Annotated in this window: 14 protein-coding genes; 4 read left to right on the top strand and 10 right to left on the bottom strand. The window is 71.3% G+C overall.

Annotation, left to right across the window (positions count from 1 at the left end):
* The first annotated feature begins 95 nt into the window (after nt 1–95).
* Together Q0W60_RS12990 and Q0W60_RS12985 are read left to right on the top strand one after the other, a co-directional pair.
* On the top strand, nt 96–1,070 hold the full coding sequence (locus tag Q0W60_RS12990) for a sulfotransferase domain-containing protein (RefSeq protein WP_297696244.1): 975 nt from the start codon (nt 96–98) through the stop codon (nt 1,068–1,070).
* A 60-nt stretch (nt 1,071–1,130) separates the two neighbouring features.
* Nucleotides 1,131–2,321 carry a CoA transferase gene (locus Q0W60_RS12985; protein ID WP_297696242.1) on the top strand — a complete coding sequence of 397 codons (1,191 nt, stop codon included), beginning with the start codon at nt 1,131–1,133 and terminating at the stop codon, nt 2,319–2,321.
* Between the two features lie 8 nt (nt 2,322–2,329).
* On the opposite strand, the gene Q0W60_RS12980 is transcribed toward Q0W60_RS12985, so the two are convergent.
* The 8 genes from Q0W60_RS12980 to Q0W60_RS12945 all read right to left on the bottom strand — a co-directional run bounded on the left by Q0W60_RS12980 (nt 2,330) and on the right by Q0W60_RS12945 (nt 9,272).
* Entirely contained in the window at nt 2,330–2,689 is a 360-nt protein-coding gene (locus tag Q0W60_RS12980; RefSeq protein ID WP_297696240.1) for a copper resistance protein CopC, read from the bottom strand.
* Nucleotides 2,690–2,698: 9 nt separating this feature from the next.
* Entirely contained in the window at nt 2,699–3,607 is a 909-nt protein-coding gene (locus Q0W60_RS12975) for a hypothetical protein (protein WP_297696238.1), read from the bottom strand.
* Between the two features lie 62 nt (nt 3,608–3,669).
* Nucleotides 3,670–4,011, bottom strand: coding sequence for a hypothetical protein (locus Q0W60_RS12970; protein ID WP_297696236.1), 342 nt, complete (start codon nt 4,009–4,011; stop codon nt 3,670–3,672).
* Between the two features lie 136 nt (nt 4,012–4,147).
* Complete coding sequence (locus tag Q0W60_RS12965) at nt 4,148–6,091, bottom strand: glycoside hydrolase family 15 protein (protein ID WP_297696234.1); 1,944 nt, start codon at nt 6,089–6,091, stop codon at nt 4,148–4,150.
* A gap of 5 nt (nt 6,092–6,096) precedes the next feature.
* On the bottom strand, nt 6,097–7,116 hold the full coding sequence (locus Q0W60_RS12960; RefSeq protein ID WP_297696232.1) for an SDR family oxidoreductase: 1,020 nt from the start codon (nt 7,114–7,116) through the stop codon (nt 6,097–6,099).
* Nucleotides 7,117–7,249: 133 nt separating this feature from the next.
* Complete coding sequence (locus tag Q0W60_RS12955; protein WP_297696230.1) at nt 7,250–8,161, bottom strand: hypothetical protein; 912 nt, start codon at nt 8,159–8,161, stop codon at nt 7,250–7,252.
* A 31-nt stretch (nt 8,162–8,192) separates the two neighbouring features.
* Entirely contained in the window at nt 8,193–8,951 is a 759-nt protein-coding gene (mddA, locus tag Q0W60_RS12950) for a methanethiol S-methyltransferase (protein ID WP_297696228.1), read from the bottom strand.
* A gap of 36 nt (nt 8,952–8,987) precedes the next feature.
* Nucleotides 8,988–9,272, bottom strand: a complete 285-nt coding sequence (locus Q0W60_RS12945) for a DUF4242 domain-containing protein (RefSeq protein WP_297696226.1) — start codon at nt 9,270–9,272, stop codon at nt 8,988–8,990.
* A gap of 99 nt (nt 9,273–9,371) precedes the next feature.
* Between Q0W60_RS12945 and Q0W60_RS12940 the strand changes: the two genes are divergently transcribed.
* Together Q0W60_RS12940 and Q0W60_RS12935 are read left to right on the top strand one after the other, a co-directional pair.
* Nucleotides 9,372–10,328: a LysR substrate-binding domain-containing protein gene (locus Q0W60_RS12940; protein ID WP_297696224.1), complete on the top strand. Its 957-nt coding sequence runs from the start codon at nt 9,372–9,374 to the stop codon at nt 10,326–10,328.
* Between the two features lie 156 nt (nt 10,329–10,484).
* Entirely contained in the window at nt 10,485–11,510 is a 1,026-nt protein-coding gene (locus tag Q0W60_RS12935; protein ID WP_297696222.1) for an amidohydrolase family protein, read from the top strand.
* A 10-nt stretch (nt 11,511–11,520) separates the two neighbouring features.
* Here the strand turns inward: Q0W60_RS12935 and Q0W60_RS12930 are convergent, their stop codons facing one another.
* Nucleotides 11,521–12,663, bottom strand: coding sequence for a zinc-binding dehydrogenase (locus Q0W60_RS12930; protein ID WP_297696220.1), 1,143 nt, complete (start codon nt 12,661–12,663; stop codon nt 11,521–11,523).
* Between the two features lie 106 nt (nt 12,664–12,769).
* The gene (locus tag Q0W60_RS12925) at nt 12,770–13,159 is read right to left on the bottom strand and encodes a hypothetical protein (protein WP_297696218.1); all 390 of its coding nucleotides are present in this window, start codon (nt 13,157–13,159) and stop codon (nt 12,770–12,772) included.
* Nucleotides 13,160–13,450: the final 291 nt, after the last annotated feature.

The following is a 13,450-nucleotide window of genomic DNA, read 5'->3' as shown; positions in this document are numbered from 1 at the left end:
CACATAGCTTGCGGCCGCGGGCGCGCCAACAGCCGCAGGCGCGACCGGCGCGATTCCGCGCGCTATAACGGGGTGACATGAAGAGGGGGTTCGAGATGCCCAAGCTGCAGCGCGCGCCCGAGCGCATGGTCCAGTCGCCGGTGACCGACAGCCGCCGGTGGGAGTCGTTCCGGCCGCGGGACGGCGACATCGTGGTCGCCACCTTCCCCAAGTGCGGCACCACCTGGACCCAGCGGATCGTCGACATGCTGGTCTTCCAGTCGCCGGACGTGCGGCCGTTCGGCGACATCTCGCCGTGGCTGGACGCCACCATCTTCAATCCGATCGAGGACGACCTCGCCACGCTCGAGGCCCAGACCCACCGTCGCTACATCAAGTCCCACCTGCCGTTCGACGCCCTGCCGGTGTGGGACACCGTCAAGTACATTCACGTCGGCCGCGACGGCCGCGACGCGCGGCTCTCCTGGCAGAACCACGAGCAGGGCTTCACCCCCGAGGCGCGGGGCCGCATCGCGGCCCAGGCGATGGCGCTGGCCGCCGAGCGCGGCGCCGCCCCGTCCGGCCCGCCGTCCGCGCCGCCGACGGATCACCGCGCCTATCTGCTGCAGTGGTTCGACGAGCTCGAGGCCGCGCTCGACGATCCCGAGCGGGCCGCGGCGGCGTACTTCGGTTTCGAGGCCAGCTACTGGCGCGAGCGGCGTCGGCCGAACCTGCTGCTCGTGCACTACAACGACCTCAAGCAGGACCTTGCCGGCGAGATGCGCCGCATCTCCGACTTCCTGGAGATCGCCACCCCAGAGGCGCTGATGCCGGCGCTCGTCGAAGCCGCCCGCTTCGAATCCATGAAGCAGAACGGCGACGCGCTTTTCCCGAAGCTCAAGATGTCGTTCGACCGCGGCGCCGACCGGTTCATCAACCAGGGCCGCAGCGGCCGCTGGCGCGAATGCCTGACGCCCGAGGACGTCGCGCGCTACGAGGCGATCGCGCGTCGCGCCGCCAGCCCCGGCCTCGCCCGCTGGCTGGAGGGCGGCCGCCGCGCCGCCGGCGACCCGGTCGCCTTGCCCGACTAGCCGCGCCTCGAGCGCCGCCGCGAGCCAGCCGCCGCCCGTCATTCTTGGAGAGAGCACACGATGCCGACCGGTCTTTTCGGCGACCTTCTGGTCATTGACTGCGCAAGCTTCATCGCCGGGCCCGCCGCGGCGACGGTGCTCAGCGACTTCGGCGCCCGGGTGATCAAGATCGAGCCGCCGGGGATCGGCGACGCCTACCGCAACCTGTTCCGGCTGCGCGGCACGCCGGACGACGTCGACTACTTCTGGGCCGTCGATTCCCGCAACAAGGAGAGCCTGGCCCTCGACCTTCGGCGGCCCGAGGCCCGCGCCGTGCTGCAGGCGCTGGTCAGGAAGGCCGACGTCTTCATCACCAACATCCCGGTCCCGGCGCGCGCGCGCCTCGGGGTCCGGGCCGAGGACCTGATGCCGCTGAACAGCCGGCTGATCTACGCCTCGCTCTCTCCCTACGGCGAGCACGGCCCGGAGCGCGAACGCACCGGCTTCGACGCCACCGTCTGGTGGGCCCGCTCGGGGCTGATGGACATGGTCCGCCCGAGCGCCGAGGCCGAGCCCGCGCTGTCCATGCCCGGCATGGGCGACCATCCGACCGCCATGGCCATGTACGGCGCCATCGTCACCGCCCTCTACAAGCGCCGGCTGACCGGCGAGGGCTCGGAGGTGACCACCTCGCTGCTGGCCAACGGCCTGTGGTCCAACGCCTGCCAGGTGCAGGCCGCGCTCTGCGGCTACGAGCTGGTGGGCCGCCCGCCGCGCGGCGCGCGCGGGGCGCTCAATGAGATGTACCACACCGCCGACGACCGCTACTTCATCATCACCAGCACCAACCCGGCGCGCGACTGGCCGCTCTTGGCCAGGGCCGTGGGCCACGCCGAGTGGCTGGAGGATCCCCGCTTCGCCACGCCGCAGGCCAGGCTCGCCAACGGTCCCGCCCTGGTGGCCCTGTTCGACGAGCTGTTCGCCGCCCAGCCCTACGGCCACTGGGCGAAGATCCTGCACGACGGCGACGTCACCTTCGGCCTGGTGGCCAACATCTACGACCATCTCGGCGACGAGCAGATCGAGGCCAACGGCCTGTTCCCGGAGATCACCGACGGCGACGGCCTGCGCACCCTCGACCGCCCGTTCCAGATCAGCGGCGAGGCGAAGGCGGCGCCGCGCATGGCGCCCGGCATCGGCCAGCACACCGAGGCGCTGCTCGCCGAGCTCGGCTGCTCGCCGGCCGAGATCGAGGCGCTGGCGGCGGAGTAGCCGTCAGCTCAGCGCGCCACCTTGAAGCTGAAGTCGCCGTCGGTGTGGTGGGTGTCGGTGGAGGTCATTCCCCACTCGACCCGGTAGGTTCCGGGCGGCAGCGCACGCTTCACCGGCACGTGGACGATCCGCGGATCGGCGGGATCGCGCGTCAGCGGCCCGGTCGCTACACGGCCCGAGGGTCCCAGCAGCGTCACGCTCGAGCCGCCGACGTCGATCGACTCGCTGAAGGACAGCTCCAGGTCGCGGGGCGCGATTTTCACCGTCGAACCCACCCTCGGGATCGCGTGCAGCAGGCGCGCGTGGGCGAGCGCCGGACCGGCCCCGGCGAGGGCGATGAGCGCGGCGAGCGCGAGTTGTCCGATCATCTTCGCCTCCTACCAGATCGGCCGGCCGATCGACCTGGGGAACAGGTCGTCGAGGAAGATGTGCGCCTGGAGGATGAAACCCGTGCCGCGCCCGCTTTCGCGGTTGATCGGCAGCGTCGCCTCGGCGCCGACCTGGAAATGCCGCCCCGACCAGATCACGCCCGGATTGACCGTCCCGGTGGTCCGCTCGCCGCCGCCGCCGTGCGCGACCGGCCGCTCGAACGAAAGCTCCACCAGCGGGGTGAGCTGGTTCAGGAAAGCCGGCAGGCCGAGGTCCTTCACGTGCGCGGCGAGGTAGGGCAGGCTGTACTCGACCGCCAGGCCCCAGCTCAGCACCTGCGGGTTGCGCCCCTCGTCGCTGTGCGCCTTGGTCGGGATCGCATAGCCGACGAGGCCGGTCACCGCGAGCGGCCGCGCCCAGGCCAGGGGCTCAGGCAGGTCGCCCGCGCCCTTTCCGAAGTAGACGGTGGGCGTCACCGTCGACGCCCGCTCGGCGCCCACCCGCCGTGCGCCGCTGGCGCCCCACTCGTAGCTGACCCCTGCCGCGAGGATCGCCTCGTGCGCCGGATCGCGGACCAGCTGGTACTTCAGCGTCGTCTCCAGGTTCTGGAATCCCTGCGCGGTCTCGCCGTCGGGGCCCTTCAGGCGGGTCCAGGCGTCGCCGAACGAGACGCCGAGGTCGTTCGTCAGGCGCTTGGACCATTCGCCCGCGGCGTCCAGTTCGCGAAGCGCGGGATCGTCGCCCGTCCGGAACGAGGAGACGACCGGCAGCGACAGCTCGTCGGCCACGCCGGGATCGTCAGTGGCGATCGTCGCCGGGAAGAAGCGATTGCCGAGCACGGCGTGCGCCGCGGCGGGGGTGGCGAAGCCCAGGGCGAGGACCGCCGCCGAGCCTGCAAGGCTTATCTGATGGCGCATGCGCGCGCTCCGTCTGAGGGGAAGTCGTGCCCCGCCTTGCGCGGCGGGGCGCTCGCGTCAGGTCAGACGAGCAACGGCGGGGCCCGGGCGGAGTGCTGGCGGCGCCACGTTTTGGCGGGCGCTTCGCGCGGCGGCGCCGGACCGAGCAGCACAAGCGCGGTGAAGCGCGGCGGCGCAATGACGGGCGGCGCGACGGGCGGGACGGACCCCAGCCCAGCGAAAGCGCAGACGGGGCCGTGACCGGGGGCACGCGGCTTGGCGGGGAAGCGCCGCGACGGCTCGTGGACATTGAGCGGCCCCGCGCCCGTGCAGATCACCAACGGGCCCGCGCCCGCGCCCCCGAGGTTCGGCATCCAGCCGTCCGGGATCCCGGCCCGCAGCAGGAACGCCACGAGCAGCAGCACGAGGCCGCTCAGCCGCCTCGGTCCGTCTTGCAGCCCTCCTGATCCCGCTCGGAGCACGCGCCAGGCATGGCCCCCGCCGCCGTCGTGGTCAACCGCGAGAGTCCGCCGCGGCGGAGGGCTGGTTCTTCTGCGTTGCTCACGCAGCCGGCGTCTTCGAGGTCGGCTGAGCCTCGCTCCGAGCTGGCGGGCGGGCGCCGCCCGTCACCCCGTCGCGCCCCCGCGATCCGCGCGCCTGCGCCGGGCCCCAGCCGGACAGCGTCAGGATGGCGTTCACCAGCGCGAGATGCGACAGCGCCTGCGGGAAGTTGCCGGTCAGGACGCCGGCGCCGGGATCGTATTCCTCGCTGAGCAGGCCCACGTCGTTGCGAACCGCCAGCACGCGCTCGATGAGGTCGGCGGCCTCGTCGCCGCGGCCCTGCAGCGCCAGGTTTTCGGCGAGCCACAGGGTGCAGGCGAGAAACACCCCCTCCTGCGAGCCGGGCGCGCCGTCGTCGGCCGTCTTGGGGTCGTAGCGGCGCAGGAAGCCGTCGCACATGAGCCTCTGCTGGATGCGTTCGACCGTGCCGACCATCCGCGGATCGTCCGCCTCGACGAAGCCCACGTGCGGCAGCAGCAGGACGCTGGCGTCCAGCACGTCGGAGTCCAGGGCCTGCGTGAACGCGCCGAGGGCGGGATTGTAGGCGCGCTCGCAGATCTCCGCGCGCATGCGGTCGCGCAGCGTGCGCCAGCTTTCGAGCGGCGCCTCCATCCCGAACTGCTCCGCCGCCTGGACGCCTCGGTCGAGCGCCGCCCAGGCCATCGCCTGCGAATGGGTGAACCGGCGCGGGCGGCCGCGCACCTCCCAGATGCCCCGGTCCGGGCGGCGCCAGATCTTCGCCACGTGGGCCACCAGCTGGCTCTGCAGCCGGTGCTCGGCGGCCGTCATCGACGCCCCGTTCCGCTCCGCCTGGAACAGCGCGTCCACCACCTCGCCGAAGGTGTCGAGCTGTTGCTGGGTCGACGCGGCGTTGCCGAACCGCACGGGGCGGGAGCCGTCGAAGCCCGCCAGCCACGGCGCCTCCCATTCGACGAGGCGGCGCCGGCCGCGGAGCGTGTAGATGGGCTGCAGGTCCTCGGGATCGCCCGCCGCGGCGCGCAGCAGCCAGTCGCGCCAGGCGGCGGCCTCCGCCTCGTAACCGGTCTGCAGCAGGCAGAGCATCGTGAAGGTGGCGTCGCGCAGCCAGCAGAAGCGGTAGTCCCAGTTGCGGCCGCCCCCGAGGTTTTCCGGCAGCGAGCTCGTCGGGGCCGCCACGAATCCTCCGGTCGGCCCGTAGGAGAGCGCCTTGAGCGTGATCAGCGAGCGGATCACCGCCTCGCGCCACGGTCCCTGGTAGCCGCAGCGGCCGACCCAGTCGCGCCACCAGCGGGCGCACGCCGCCAGCTCCCGGCGCGCATCGGGAGGCTCGGGAGGCGGCTCGTGCGAGGGGTAGTAGCTGAGGCTGAAGGCGGCCTCTTCGCCCGCGCGGAGGCTGAATTCGCACCGGCAGTCGGCGCCGCGAACGCGCCAGGGGCGGTCCCCGGCGACGACCACGCCGTCCGGACCGGCGACCGCGAAGATCCGATCCTGCGCCTTCCTGAGCCAGGGCTGCAGCGCGCCATAGCCGAACCGCAGCGACAGCTCGGAGGAGAACCCCATCTCGCCGCGCTCGACCCTGATGATCCGGACCAGGCGCGAAACCGCGCCGCGCGGGGGCATGAAATCGAGGACCACCGCCTCGCCCCCCGCAGTCCTCAGGCGCGTCTCGAGCACCAGGGCCTCGGGGAGGTAGCGCCGCGAGCGGGCCTCGACGGGCGCGCGGGGGGCCAGGGTCCAGCGGCCGTTCTCGCCGTTTCCGAGCAGGGCTGCGAAGCAAGCGTCGGAATCGAACGCGGGCCAGCAGAGCCACTCGACCGCCCCCTCGCGATGCACCAGGGCGGCGGTATGGCAGTCGCCGATGAGCGCGTAATCCTCGATCCTGCGCGACGACGCGGCCGACCGGAGGTCCGTTCCGGCGGGGGTCCCGGAATCGCGCGTCTCGCGTTCTGGTAAGACCGGGGGCACGGAGTTCAGGCGGCCCTGGCGGCCTTGCGGTCAAGCGCGCGCATGCCGAGCATCGCCGCCCCGACCACGCCGGCCGCCGCCATCGCGCCCGCCATCCGCAGCCGCGCCGGATCGACGATGGCGGCCCGGGGCTTGGCGCGCGCCCCGAAGCGGCCGCGTTCCGACTGGTGGCCGGCGACCGGCGCCATCAGGTTGTCCGGGCCGTGCGGGTTCGGCTGATCGGTGATCTGGCCCTCCCAGGCGCTGTGCGCCATGTAGCGGTCGAGCGCCCGTGGCGCGAGCATCTGGCCGGCGATCGCCTCGATGGCGCTGCGGCCCACCCAGAGCTCGCGCGGCCCGTCGCGGACGGCCCGCCAGGCGGCCTCGCCCGCGACGCTCGGGTCATAGACGGCCCCGACCGGCTGGTACTCGTCGGCCAGCTTGTTGCGCGCCCAATCGAACTGGGGCGTGTTCATGCCCGGCATCTGCAGCATGGTGACGGAGATCTTCGACTTCCGGTGGATCAGCTCGGAACGAAGCGAGTCGGTGAACCCGCGGATCGCGAACTTGGCCGCGCAATAGGCCGACTGCAGGGGGATCGCGCGGTAGGCCAGCGCCGAGCCCACCTGCACGATCGCGCCGCGGTCGGCGGCGAGCATCGGCTCGAGCGCGGCCAGGGTCCCATGGACGCAGCCGAGGTAGGTGACCTCGGTGACCTGGCGGTACTCCTCGGCCGTCACCCGCCAGACCGGTCCGACCACCGTGACCATGGCCGCGTTCACCCACGCGTCCAGGCGTCCCCACTTCGCGAGCGCGGCGTCGCGCGCGCGGAACACCGCGGCGCAGTCGGCCACGTCGCAGGGCAGCACGAGCGGCTCGCCGCCCAGCGCTTCGACCTCAGCCGCGGCGTCGTGCAGCCGCGCCTCGCCGCGGGAGATCAGCCCGACGCGCCAGCCCTCGCGGGCGAACCGTTCGGCGATGCAGCGGCCGGCCCCGGCGCCGGCGCCGGTGACGATGGCGACAGGACGCTCATGCGAGGTGGCCATTTTCCAATCCTTCTCCGGCGGCGATGGGCGCGGCGCGCGCCCCAGGCGCGTTGTCGCGCGCCGGCCCCTGTCGAACGGCGTCGGCGGCTGAACGATCCGCCGCCCGTCCGCGCCCGCCGGGAATCCTCGCCGGCTAGCAGAACACCGGCGCCGCCTGCTCGACGCGGGCGCGGGCCTGGCCGCCGAGGCCGTCCAGCGCGGCGAGGAAGTTGGCGTTGCGCATCGCCGAGCCGAGGAATGTCCAGCGCAGCGCCTGATGCTGCTCGCGCACGAACGCGTCGCGTTCCGCCGCGCTCAGCGGCCGGCCGGCGGCCCGCTCGAAGGCCTGCAGGTCGAGCTCGGCCTGGCTCTTCAAGCCGCCGTCGATGAACCCTCCGATATCGAAGTACTGGTCGATGGCCTCCTCGATGTCGGCGGCCGCGACGCTCCGCGCCATGCCCGTCAGCATCAAGGCGTCGAGCTCGGCGTGCTGCGCCTCTTCCTGCCAGTGGTGCTTCAGCAGGCTCTTGAACTGGCCATCGAGCGTCTGGTCGCCTTCGATGCTCTCCACGTAATGCGCCTGCGACATCCACTCGATGCCGAGCACGGCGATGGCGACCGCCAGGGCGTCGTGGGCGAGGATCGCTTTGGCGATCTCCTCGGCCGGACCGATCAGACCGCAGGGAACGCCGAACCCCTCGTCGAACTCGGCGAGAAACCGGCGGAACAGCTCCCGGTGCTTGTTCTCCTCGCGGACGAACTGGCGGAGCGCCTTGGCGCGGTGCGGGTCGTCCTCCGGGCCCTCCGCCGCCTGCTCGGAGACGAAGGGCACGATGAACTGCTCCACCAGCTCGAACATCGCCAGATAGCCGCGCGAGCGCACGTGGTTGAGCTTGAGCTTCTCCTCGGCGCTCAGGAAGGCCAGCGCCTCGGTGCGGGCGAACGTCTCCGGCAGGAAGGGTTTCGCGAAATCGAGCCGCTTGTCGCCGCCGATGATGTCGTCGATCCGCCAGTTGGCGCGTTGCGAGGCCTCCAGCAGATCCTGATAGCTGTGCTGCTGTTGCATGACGGGGTTCCTACGCAAGGATGGCGCTCGGTCAGTTCACCGGCACGTCGCGGGAGCGGGACGACGCGGGCAGCTTTGGAAACAGCATCCCGACGGTCTCGCGGTAGCGGAGGTAGCGCTGGCCGAACTGGGCGACGAGGTCGCGTTCCTCCAGCCAGATGCCGATCAGGATGTAGCCGGTGGTGGCGACGGCGAAGACCAGGTGGCCGAGGCTCATGCGCGGTGACGCCCAGAACGCCAGGATGAAGCCGGCGTAGATCGGGTGCCGCAGCCAGCGGTAGAACACCGGCGTCACGAAGCTCGTGGCGGGCGGCTCGAGGCGCAGCAGGCGGGAGAAGCCCTGCGTCAGGCCGAAGAGGTGGAAGTGGCTGATCAGGAAGGTGCTGATCAGCACCATCGCCCATCCCGCCCAGGAGACCGTCAGGATCGCCGTCGCTGCGAGGTGGTTGTCGACCGCCCACACGCTCGCCGGCAGCGGCCGCCACTGCCACATGGTGAGCGCCAGGACCAGGCTCGCGAAGAGCACGAACATGCTGCGCTCGAGCGGCTCGGGAACGAGGCGGGTCCAGGCCCGCTTGAACGCCGGCCGCGCCATCACCGAATGCTGCACGGCGAACAGGCCGAGCAGGGCGAGGTCGACGCCGAGCGAGGTCGAAAGCCCGCCGGCCACGCCGGAATCGATGCCCTTGGGGACGAGCACGCCCTCCACGAAGCCGATCGCGTAGAGGAACGTGGCGAGGAAGAACAGATAGACGCACGCGCTGAACAGCGCCGAGAGCAGGGCCCTCATGGTTCACCTCCTGTTGGAATGGCGGCCCGCCGGCCGTCAGTTGTTGGCCGTGGTGGGATCGATGATCTGCGGCACCTCGATGATCTTGGTGACCGGTATGCCGCTCAGCTCGGCATGCTTGCGGATGGCGTCTTCGCCTTCCGCCAGATAGATGCAGAACGTCTTGTCGCCGGCCACGTAGCTGTGCTGCCACTGGACCGCGCCGCCGACCTGCTCGATCGCCCGGTTCGAGGCCCGCGCCGCGCCGCAGAGCTCCACGATCGACATCCCGCCGATGCCCGGAATGTCGCGTTCGATCAGGTATCGTTTCAGTTGAGGCATCCGCGCTCCCCTGGTTTCGCAGGGATTTTCCACCCGCCGGCGGCGCGCGCCAATCTAAAACTTCTTGCTGTGAATAAAGCTCACCTTTAGTTTCTTCAGGTGACCGTGACGTCCCACCTTCGGTCGCTCCAGGCCCTGGAGCTCGCGATCCGCACGGGATCCCTGCGGGCCGCCGCCGACGCGCTGACCATCACCCCGGCCGCCGTCGGCCAGCGGATCAAGGCGCTCGAGGACTACCTGGGCCTCGATCTTCTGGCGCGAGGCCGTTCCGGTCTGCGCCCCACTGCGTCGCTGCGGGCCGCGCTGCCGCATCTCGACCAGGCGTTTCGCGAGCTCGAGGCCGCCGCCACGCTGCTCGACCTGCAGCGCGGCCAGGAGATCCACATCGCCGCCGGCTCCGACTTCGCAGACCTCTGGCTGAAGCCACGGATCAAGGCCTTCAAGGCCGCGCATCCGAACGTCCTGTTCGTCATCAACGGCGAGGGCGAAGGCGCCCTGCGGCTCGGGCCGGTGGATTGCGAGATCCGCTTCGGTCCGCAGCGCGAAGGCGGCGACCTGCTGTTCCGCGACTTCCTGCTGCCCATCTCCTCGCCGGAGAACACCGCGCGCATCGCCAAGCTCGACAGGCGCGAGCGCCTCGAGGGCTTCCCGCTGCTGCACCTCGATTTCTACAAGGACGATCCGGCCGCGCCCAACTGGGCCAGCTGGATCGCCGCGCACCGGCTGCGGCGCACCGCGCCCGAGCGCGGCATCCGCTTCCAGCGGATCACGCCGGTGCTCGATGCGGTGCTGGCCGACGCCGGCCTCGCCATCTGCGGCGTGGCCCTGCTCGCCGAGCTGATCGACGACGGACGTCTCTCGCTGCCGTTCGCGGCCTCCACCGGGACCTGGACGAGCCACGCCTTCCAGGCCCGCTTCCGCAGCGACACCGTCGTGCGGCCGCAGGTCAGACGCTTCCGCAGCTGGCTCGCGGAGGAGAGCGCCCAGACCGCCGCGTGGCTCGCCCGCCACTACGGCCGCCACGCCGCCGCCCCGAGCGAGGCCCACGCCGGCTGACGCGCGCCGCCGATGCCGCCCCGCCGGTCCGTCGGCTAGGCGGATCGCGCCTGCCGAGCTTCCCGGGCCACCCGGTGACCGCCAACGAGACGTGGACCTCGCCAACGGCTGCGGCCAGGCTGCATGCTCATTTCGTCTCAGTGAGAGAGCACGCCCATGCCAGAGCCCGCGCCGGTCGAAGACGTCCTCGAACCGCACCTGCCGATCTGCGATCCGCACCATCACCTCTGGGACTTCCCCGGCAGCCGCTACATGCTGGCCGAGCTCCTGGAGGATGTCGTAGGCGGCGGCCACAGGATCGAAAGCACCGTCTTCGTCGAGTGCGGCTCGTTCTATCGGGCCGGCGCCGCGCCGGGATGGGAGTTCGTGGGCGAGGTGGAGTTCGCGGGCGGCGTCGCCGCGATGGCCGCCAGCGACCGCTACAACCCGCTGGTGGGCAATGAGTCGGGCCGCGCCTGCCCGGTGCTCGCCTGCGAGGGGATCGTCGGCCGGGCGGACCTTTCCATGGGCGCGGCCGTCGAGCCGGTGCTGGAACGGCAGGTCCGCGCCGGGAACGGCCGTTTCCGCGGCGTCCGCCACGCCGGCGGCTGGGACGCCAGCGAGGCGGTCCGCAACAGCCACACCAATCCGCCGCGCGGGCTCTACGCCTCGCAGGCCTTCCGCGAGGGCTTCTCCAGGCTGAGCGCGCTCGGGCTCTCCTTCGAGGCCTGGCAGTACCACCCGCAGCTGCCGGAGGTGACCGACCTCGCCCGCGCCTTCCCCGAGACCCTGATCGTGCTGGATCACGTGGGCGGCCCGCTGGGCATCGGCCCCTATGCCGGCAGGCGCGACGAGGTGTTCGCCGGCTGGCGCGCGGATATCGCCGAGCTCGCCCGGCAGCCGAACGTGTGGGTCAAGCTGGGCGGCCTCGGGATGACGATCTGCGGCTTCGATCACCACAAGCGCGAGGTGCTGCCGGGCTCCGCCGAGCTCGCCGAAGCCTGGCGGCCCTACATCGAGACCTGCATCGAGGCGTTCGGGCCCGAGCGGTCGATGCTGGAGAGCAACTTCCCGGTCGATCGGGCCAGCTGCAGCTACGCCAACCTGTGGAACGCCTTCAAGCGCATCACCGCCGGCGCCTCGTCCGCCGAGAAGGCGCTGCTCTACCGCGACACGGCGAGGAAGTTCTACCGCCTGCCGTGACGGTAGGGCCCTAGCGCCCCTTGTTCGGGTTGATCAGGTACTTCTCGCCCGTGGTCTTCCTGTTGTAGGCGGCGATCACGTCGGGCTGCAGGGCTTCGACGAGGCTGATCTCGGCCGTGTAGTGGCTGGCGAAGGTGGTTTTCAGCTCGTCGGCGACGCGCTGGCGCAGCTTGCCCGCCTCGACGGGACCGACCTTCTGAAGGAAGTAGGTGAGCAGCCAGCCGCCCAGGCTCCACTGCATGCCGAAGGCGCGGTTCAGCTCGGTGGGACCCGTGTCGAGGCCGCCGTAGATGTAGACCTGCTTGAAGGTGGTCGAGCCGTAGCGGCTGTAGGCGCCGCCGCCCTTCCTGACCGCCGCCGCTTCCATGGCCGTGAGGATGTGGCCGGCAAGCTTGCCGCCGCCGATCGCATCGAAGGCGATCGTGGCCCCGGTTTCGCTCAAGGCGGCGATCAGGTCGTCCATGAAGGTCGGCGCGGACGAGTCGGCGACGTGCTTGGCGCCGAGGCCCTTCAAGAGCGCGGCCTGCTCGGGCTTGCGGACGATGTTCACCAGCTCGACGCCGTCCTTGAGGCAGATCTTCACCAGCATCTGGCCGAGGTTGGAGGCGGCGGCGGTGTGGACGAGCGCGGTGTGGCCCTCCATGCGCATGGTGCCGACCATGCCGAGCGCGGTCAGCGGATTGACGAAGCACGAGGCGGCGTCCCTCGGCGTCGCGTCGTCATGGACCGCGAGGGCGTCGGCGGCCTTGGCGAGCCGATATTGCGCGTACATCGCCCCGCCCAGGAGGGCGACCGTCTTGCCGACCAGGCGGCTCGCGTCCGCACCCGCATCGACGACCACGCCTGCGCCCTCGTTGCCGACCGGCAGGGATTCGCCGACGCGGCCGGCGACCGCCCGAGCGAACTGCTGGGGAATGTTGGCGCGGACCACGGCGTCCTCGCCGACGCCGGACACTTGCAGGGTCGCAAGGTCGGCAGGGCCGAGCAGCAGGCCGAGGTCGGAGGGGTTGATGGGCGCGCCTTCGACGCGGACCAGGATCTCGTCCGGCCCGGGGGTCGGGATGGGGACCTTGGCGAGCGAGAGCTGCAGCGTCCCGTCTTGCGTGACGAGCGAACGCAGCTGCAGGCCTTCGCCTTGATTGCCGTCGGTCATCGGAGGCTCCTCTCTCGTCCTGCTCTCGCATCGGCGCGCCAGGTGAACCCAGCGCTACGCTCTCTGTCGAGCGCGGCAACCCTGAACAAAGCCGGGACGCTGGACGTCAGGCCTTCGCGTGGCCCCTGCGCGCATGGCGCAGGCCGAGGTAGATGGCGGCCGCGCCCGCCACCCCGGACGCCAGGACCACGGCGGCGAAGCCAGGTCGGCGACCGTGGATCCTGAAGCGATAGAAGCGCTCTCCGTCCGAGCCCCACCAGGCGCCGGAGGGCTTGTGGAAGCCGTGCTCCGGAAGCAGCGAGGCGGCCATGCGCGCCAGAGCGGCGGCGTCGGCCGCGGTCCGGTTCGAGGCCAGGAGCTCGGCCTTCGGCTTCACCCGTCGCGGATCGTCCGACAGCCGCCATCCCTCCGCCGTCACGCTCAGCGCGCGGCCATAGGTCTCGCTGCTGCGGATCACCCGCTCCTGGCGCAGGAAAGCTTCGAATGGAGATCGCATCGAGGCCCAGATTCTAAGGTGCGTCGCCGCGCGACGCCAAGATGTCTGGAGGCTGGTCGGCGCCATTTCCAACGAAGGACCGCGACTACGAGAGAGTTCGAGCCGGCCGTGCCCTACGATCCGCGGCATGGAGTTCCGGAGCTGACTGAGGCTGTTGAAAAAGGACTGTTGAAGCCGTGACTCCGGCCTGATTCACTCCTGCTGAGGCGGGGGGACGCGGCGATGATGGGAGAGCGGCAGGTGGATCAGGCCAAGCTGTTCTACGAGTTCTCGCTGGAGCGCCACGTCCCT

The sequence above is a fragment of the Phenylobacterium sp. genome, assembly GCF_025934275.1.
Classification (GTDB): Bacteria; Pseudomonadota; Alphaproteobacteria; order Caulobacterales; family Caulobacteraceae; genus Phenylobacterium.
The sequence above is the reverse complement of the archived record's forward strand: the minus strand, read 5'-3'. Positions and strand labels throughout refer to the sequence as shown.

Bases quoted from the DNA above. Each gene is read 5' to 3' on its own strand.
- Q0W60_RS12990 (WP_297696244.1), top strand. From the start codon at position 96: ATGCCCAAGCTGCAGCGCGCGCCCGAGCGCATGGTCCAGTCGCCGGTG.
- Q0W60_RS12985 (WP_297696242.1), top strand. From the start codon at position 1,131: ATGCCGACCGGTCTTTTCGGCGACCTTCTGGTCATTGACTGCGCAAGC.
- Q0W60_RS12980 (WP_297696240.1), bottom strand. From the start codon at position 2,689: ATGATCGGACAACTCGCGCTCGCCGCGCTCATCGCCCTCGCCGGGGCC.
- Q0W60_RS12975 (WP_297696238.1), bottom strand. From the start codon at position 3,607: ATGCGCCATCAGATAAGCCTTGCAGGCTCGGCGGCGGTCCTCGCCCTG.
- Q0W60_RS12960 (WP_297696232.1), bottom strand. From the start codon at position 7,116: ATGGCCACCTCGCATGAGCGTCCTGTCGCCATCGTCACCGGCGCCGGC.
- Q0W60_RS12955 (WP_297696230.1), bottom strand. From the start codon at position 8,161: ATGCAACAGCAGCACAGCTATCAGGATCTGCTGGAGGCCTCGCAACGC.
- mddA (WP_297696228.1), bottom strand. From the start codon at position 8,951: ATGAGGGCCCTGCTCTCGGCGCTGTTCAGCGCGTGCGTCTATCTGTTC.
- Q0W60_RS12945 (WP_297696226.1), bottom strand. From the start codon at position 9,272: ATGCCTCAACTGAAACGATACCTGATCGAACGCGACATTCCGGGCATC.
- Q0W60_RS12935 (WP_297696222.1), top strand. From the start codon at position 10,485: ATGCCAGAGCCCGCGCCGGTCGAAGACGTCCTCGAACCGCACCTGCCG.
- Q0W60_RS12930 (WP_297696220.1), bottom strand. From the start codon at position 12,663: ATGACCGACGGCAATCAAGGCGAAGGCCTGCAGCTGCGTTCGCTCGTC.
- Q0W60_RS12925 (WP_297696218.1), bottom strand. From the start codon at position 13,159: ATGCGATCTCCATTCGAAGCTTTCCTGCGCCAGGAGCGGGTGATCCGC.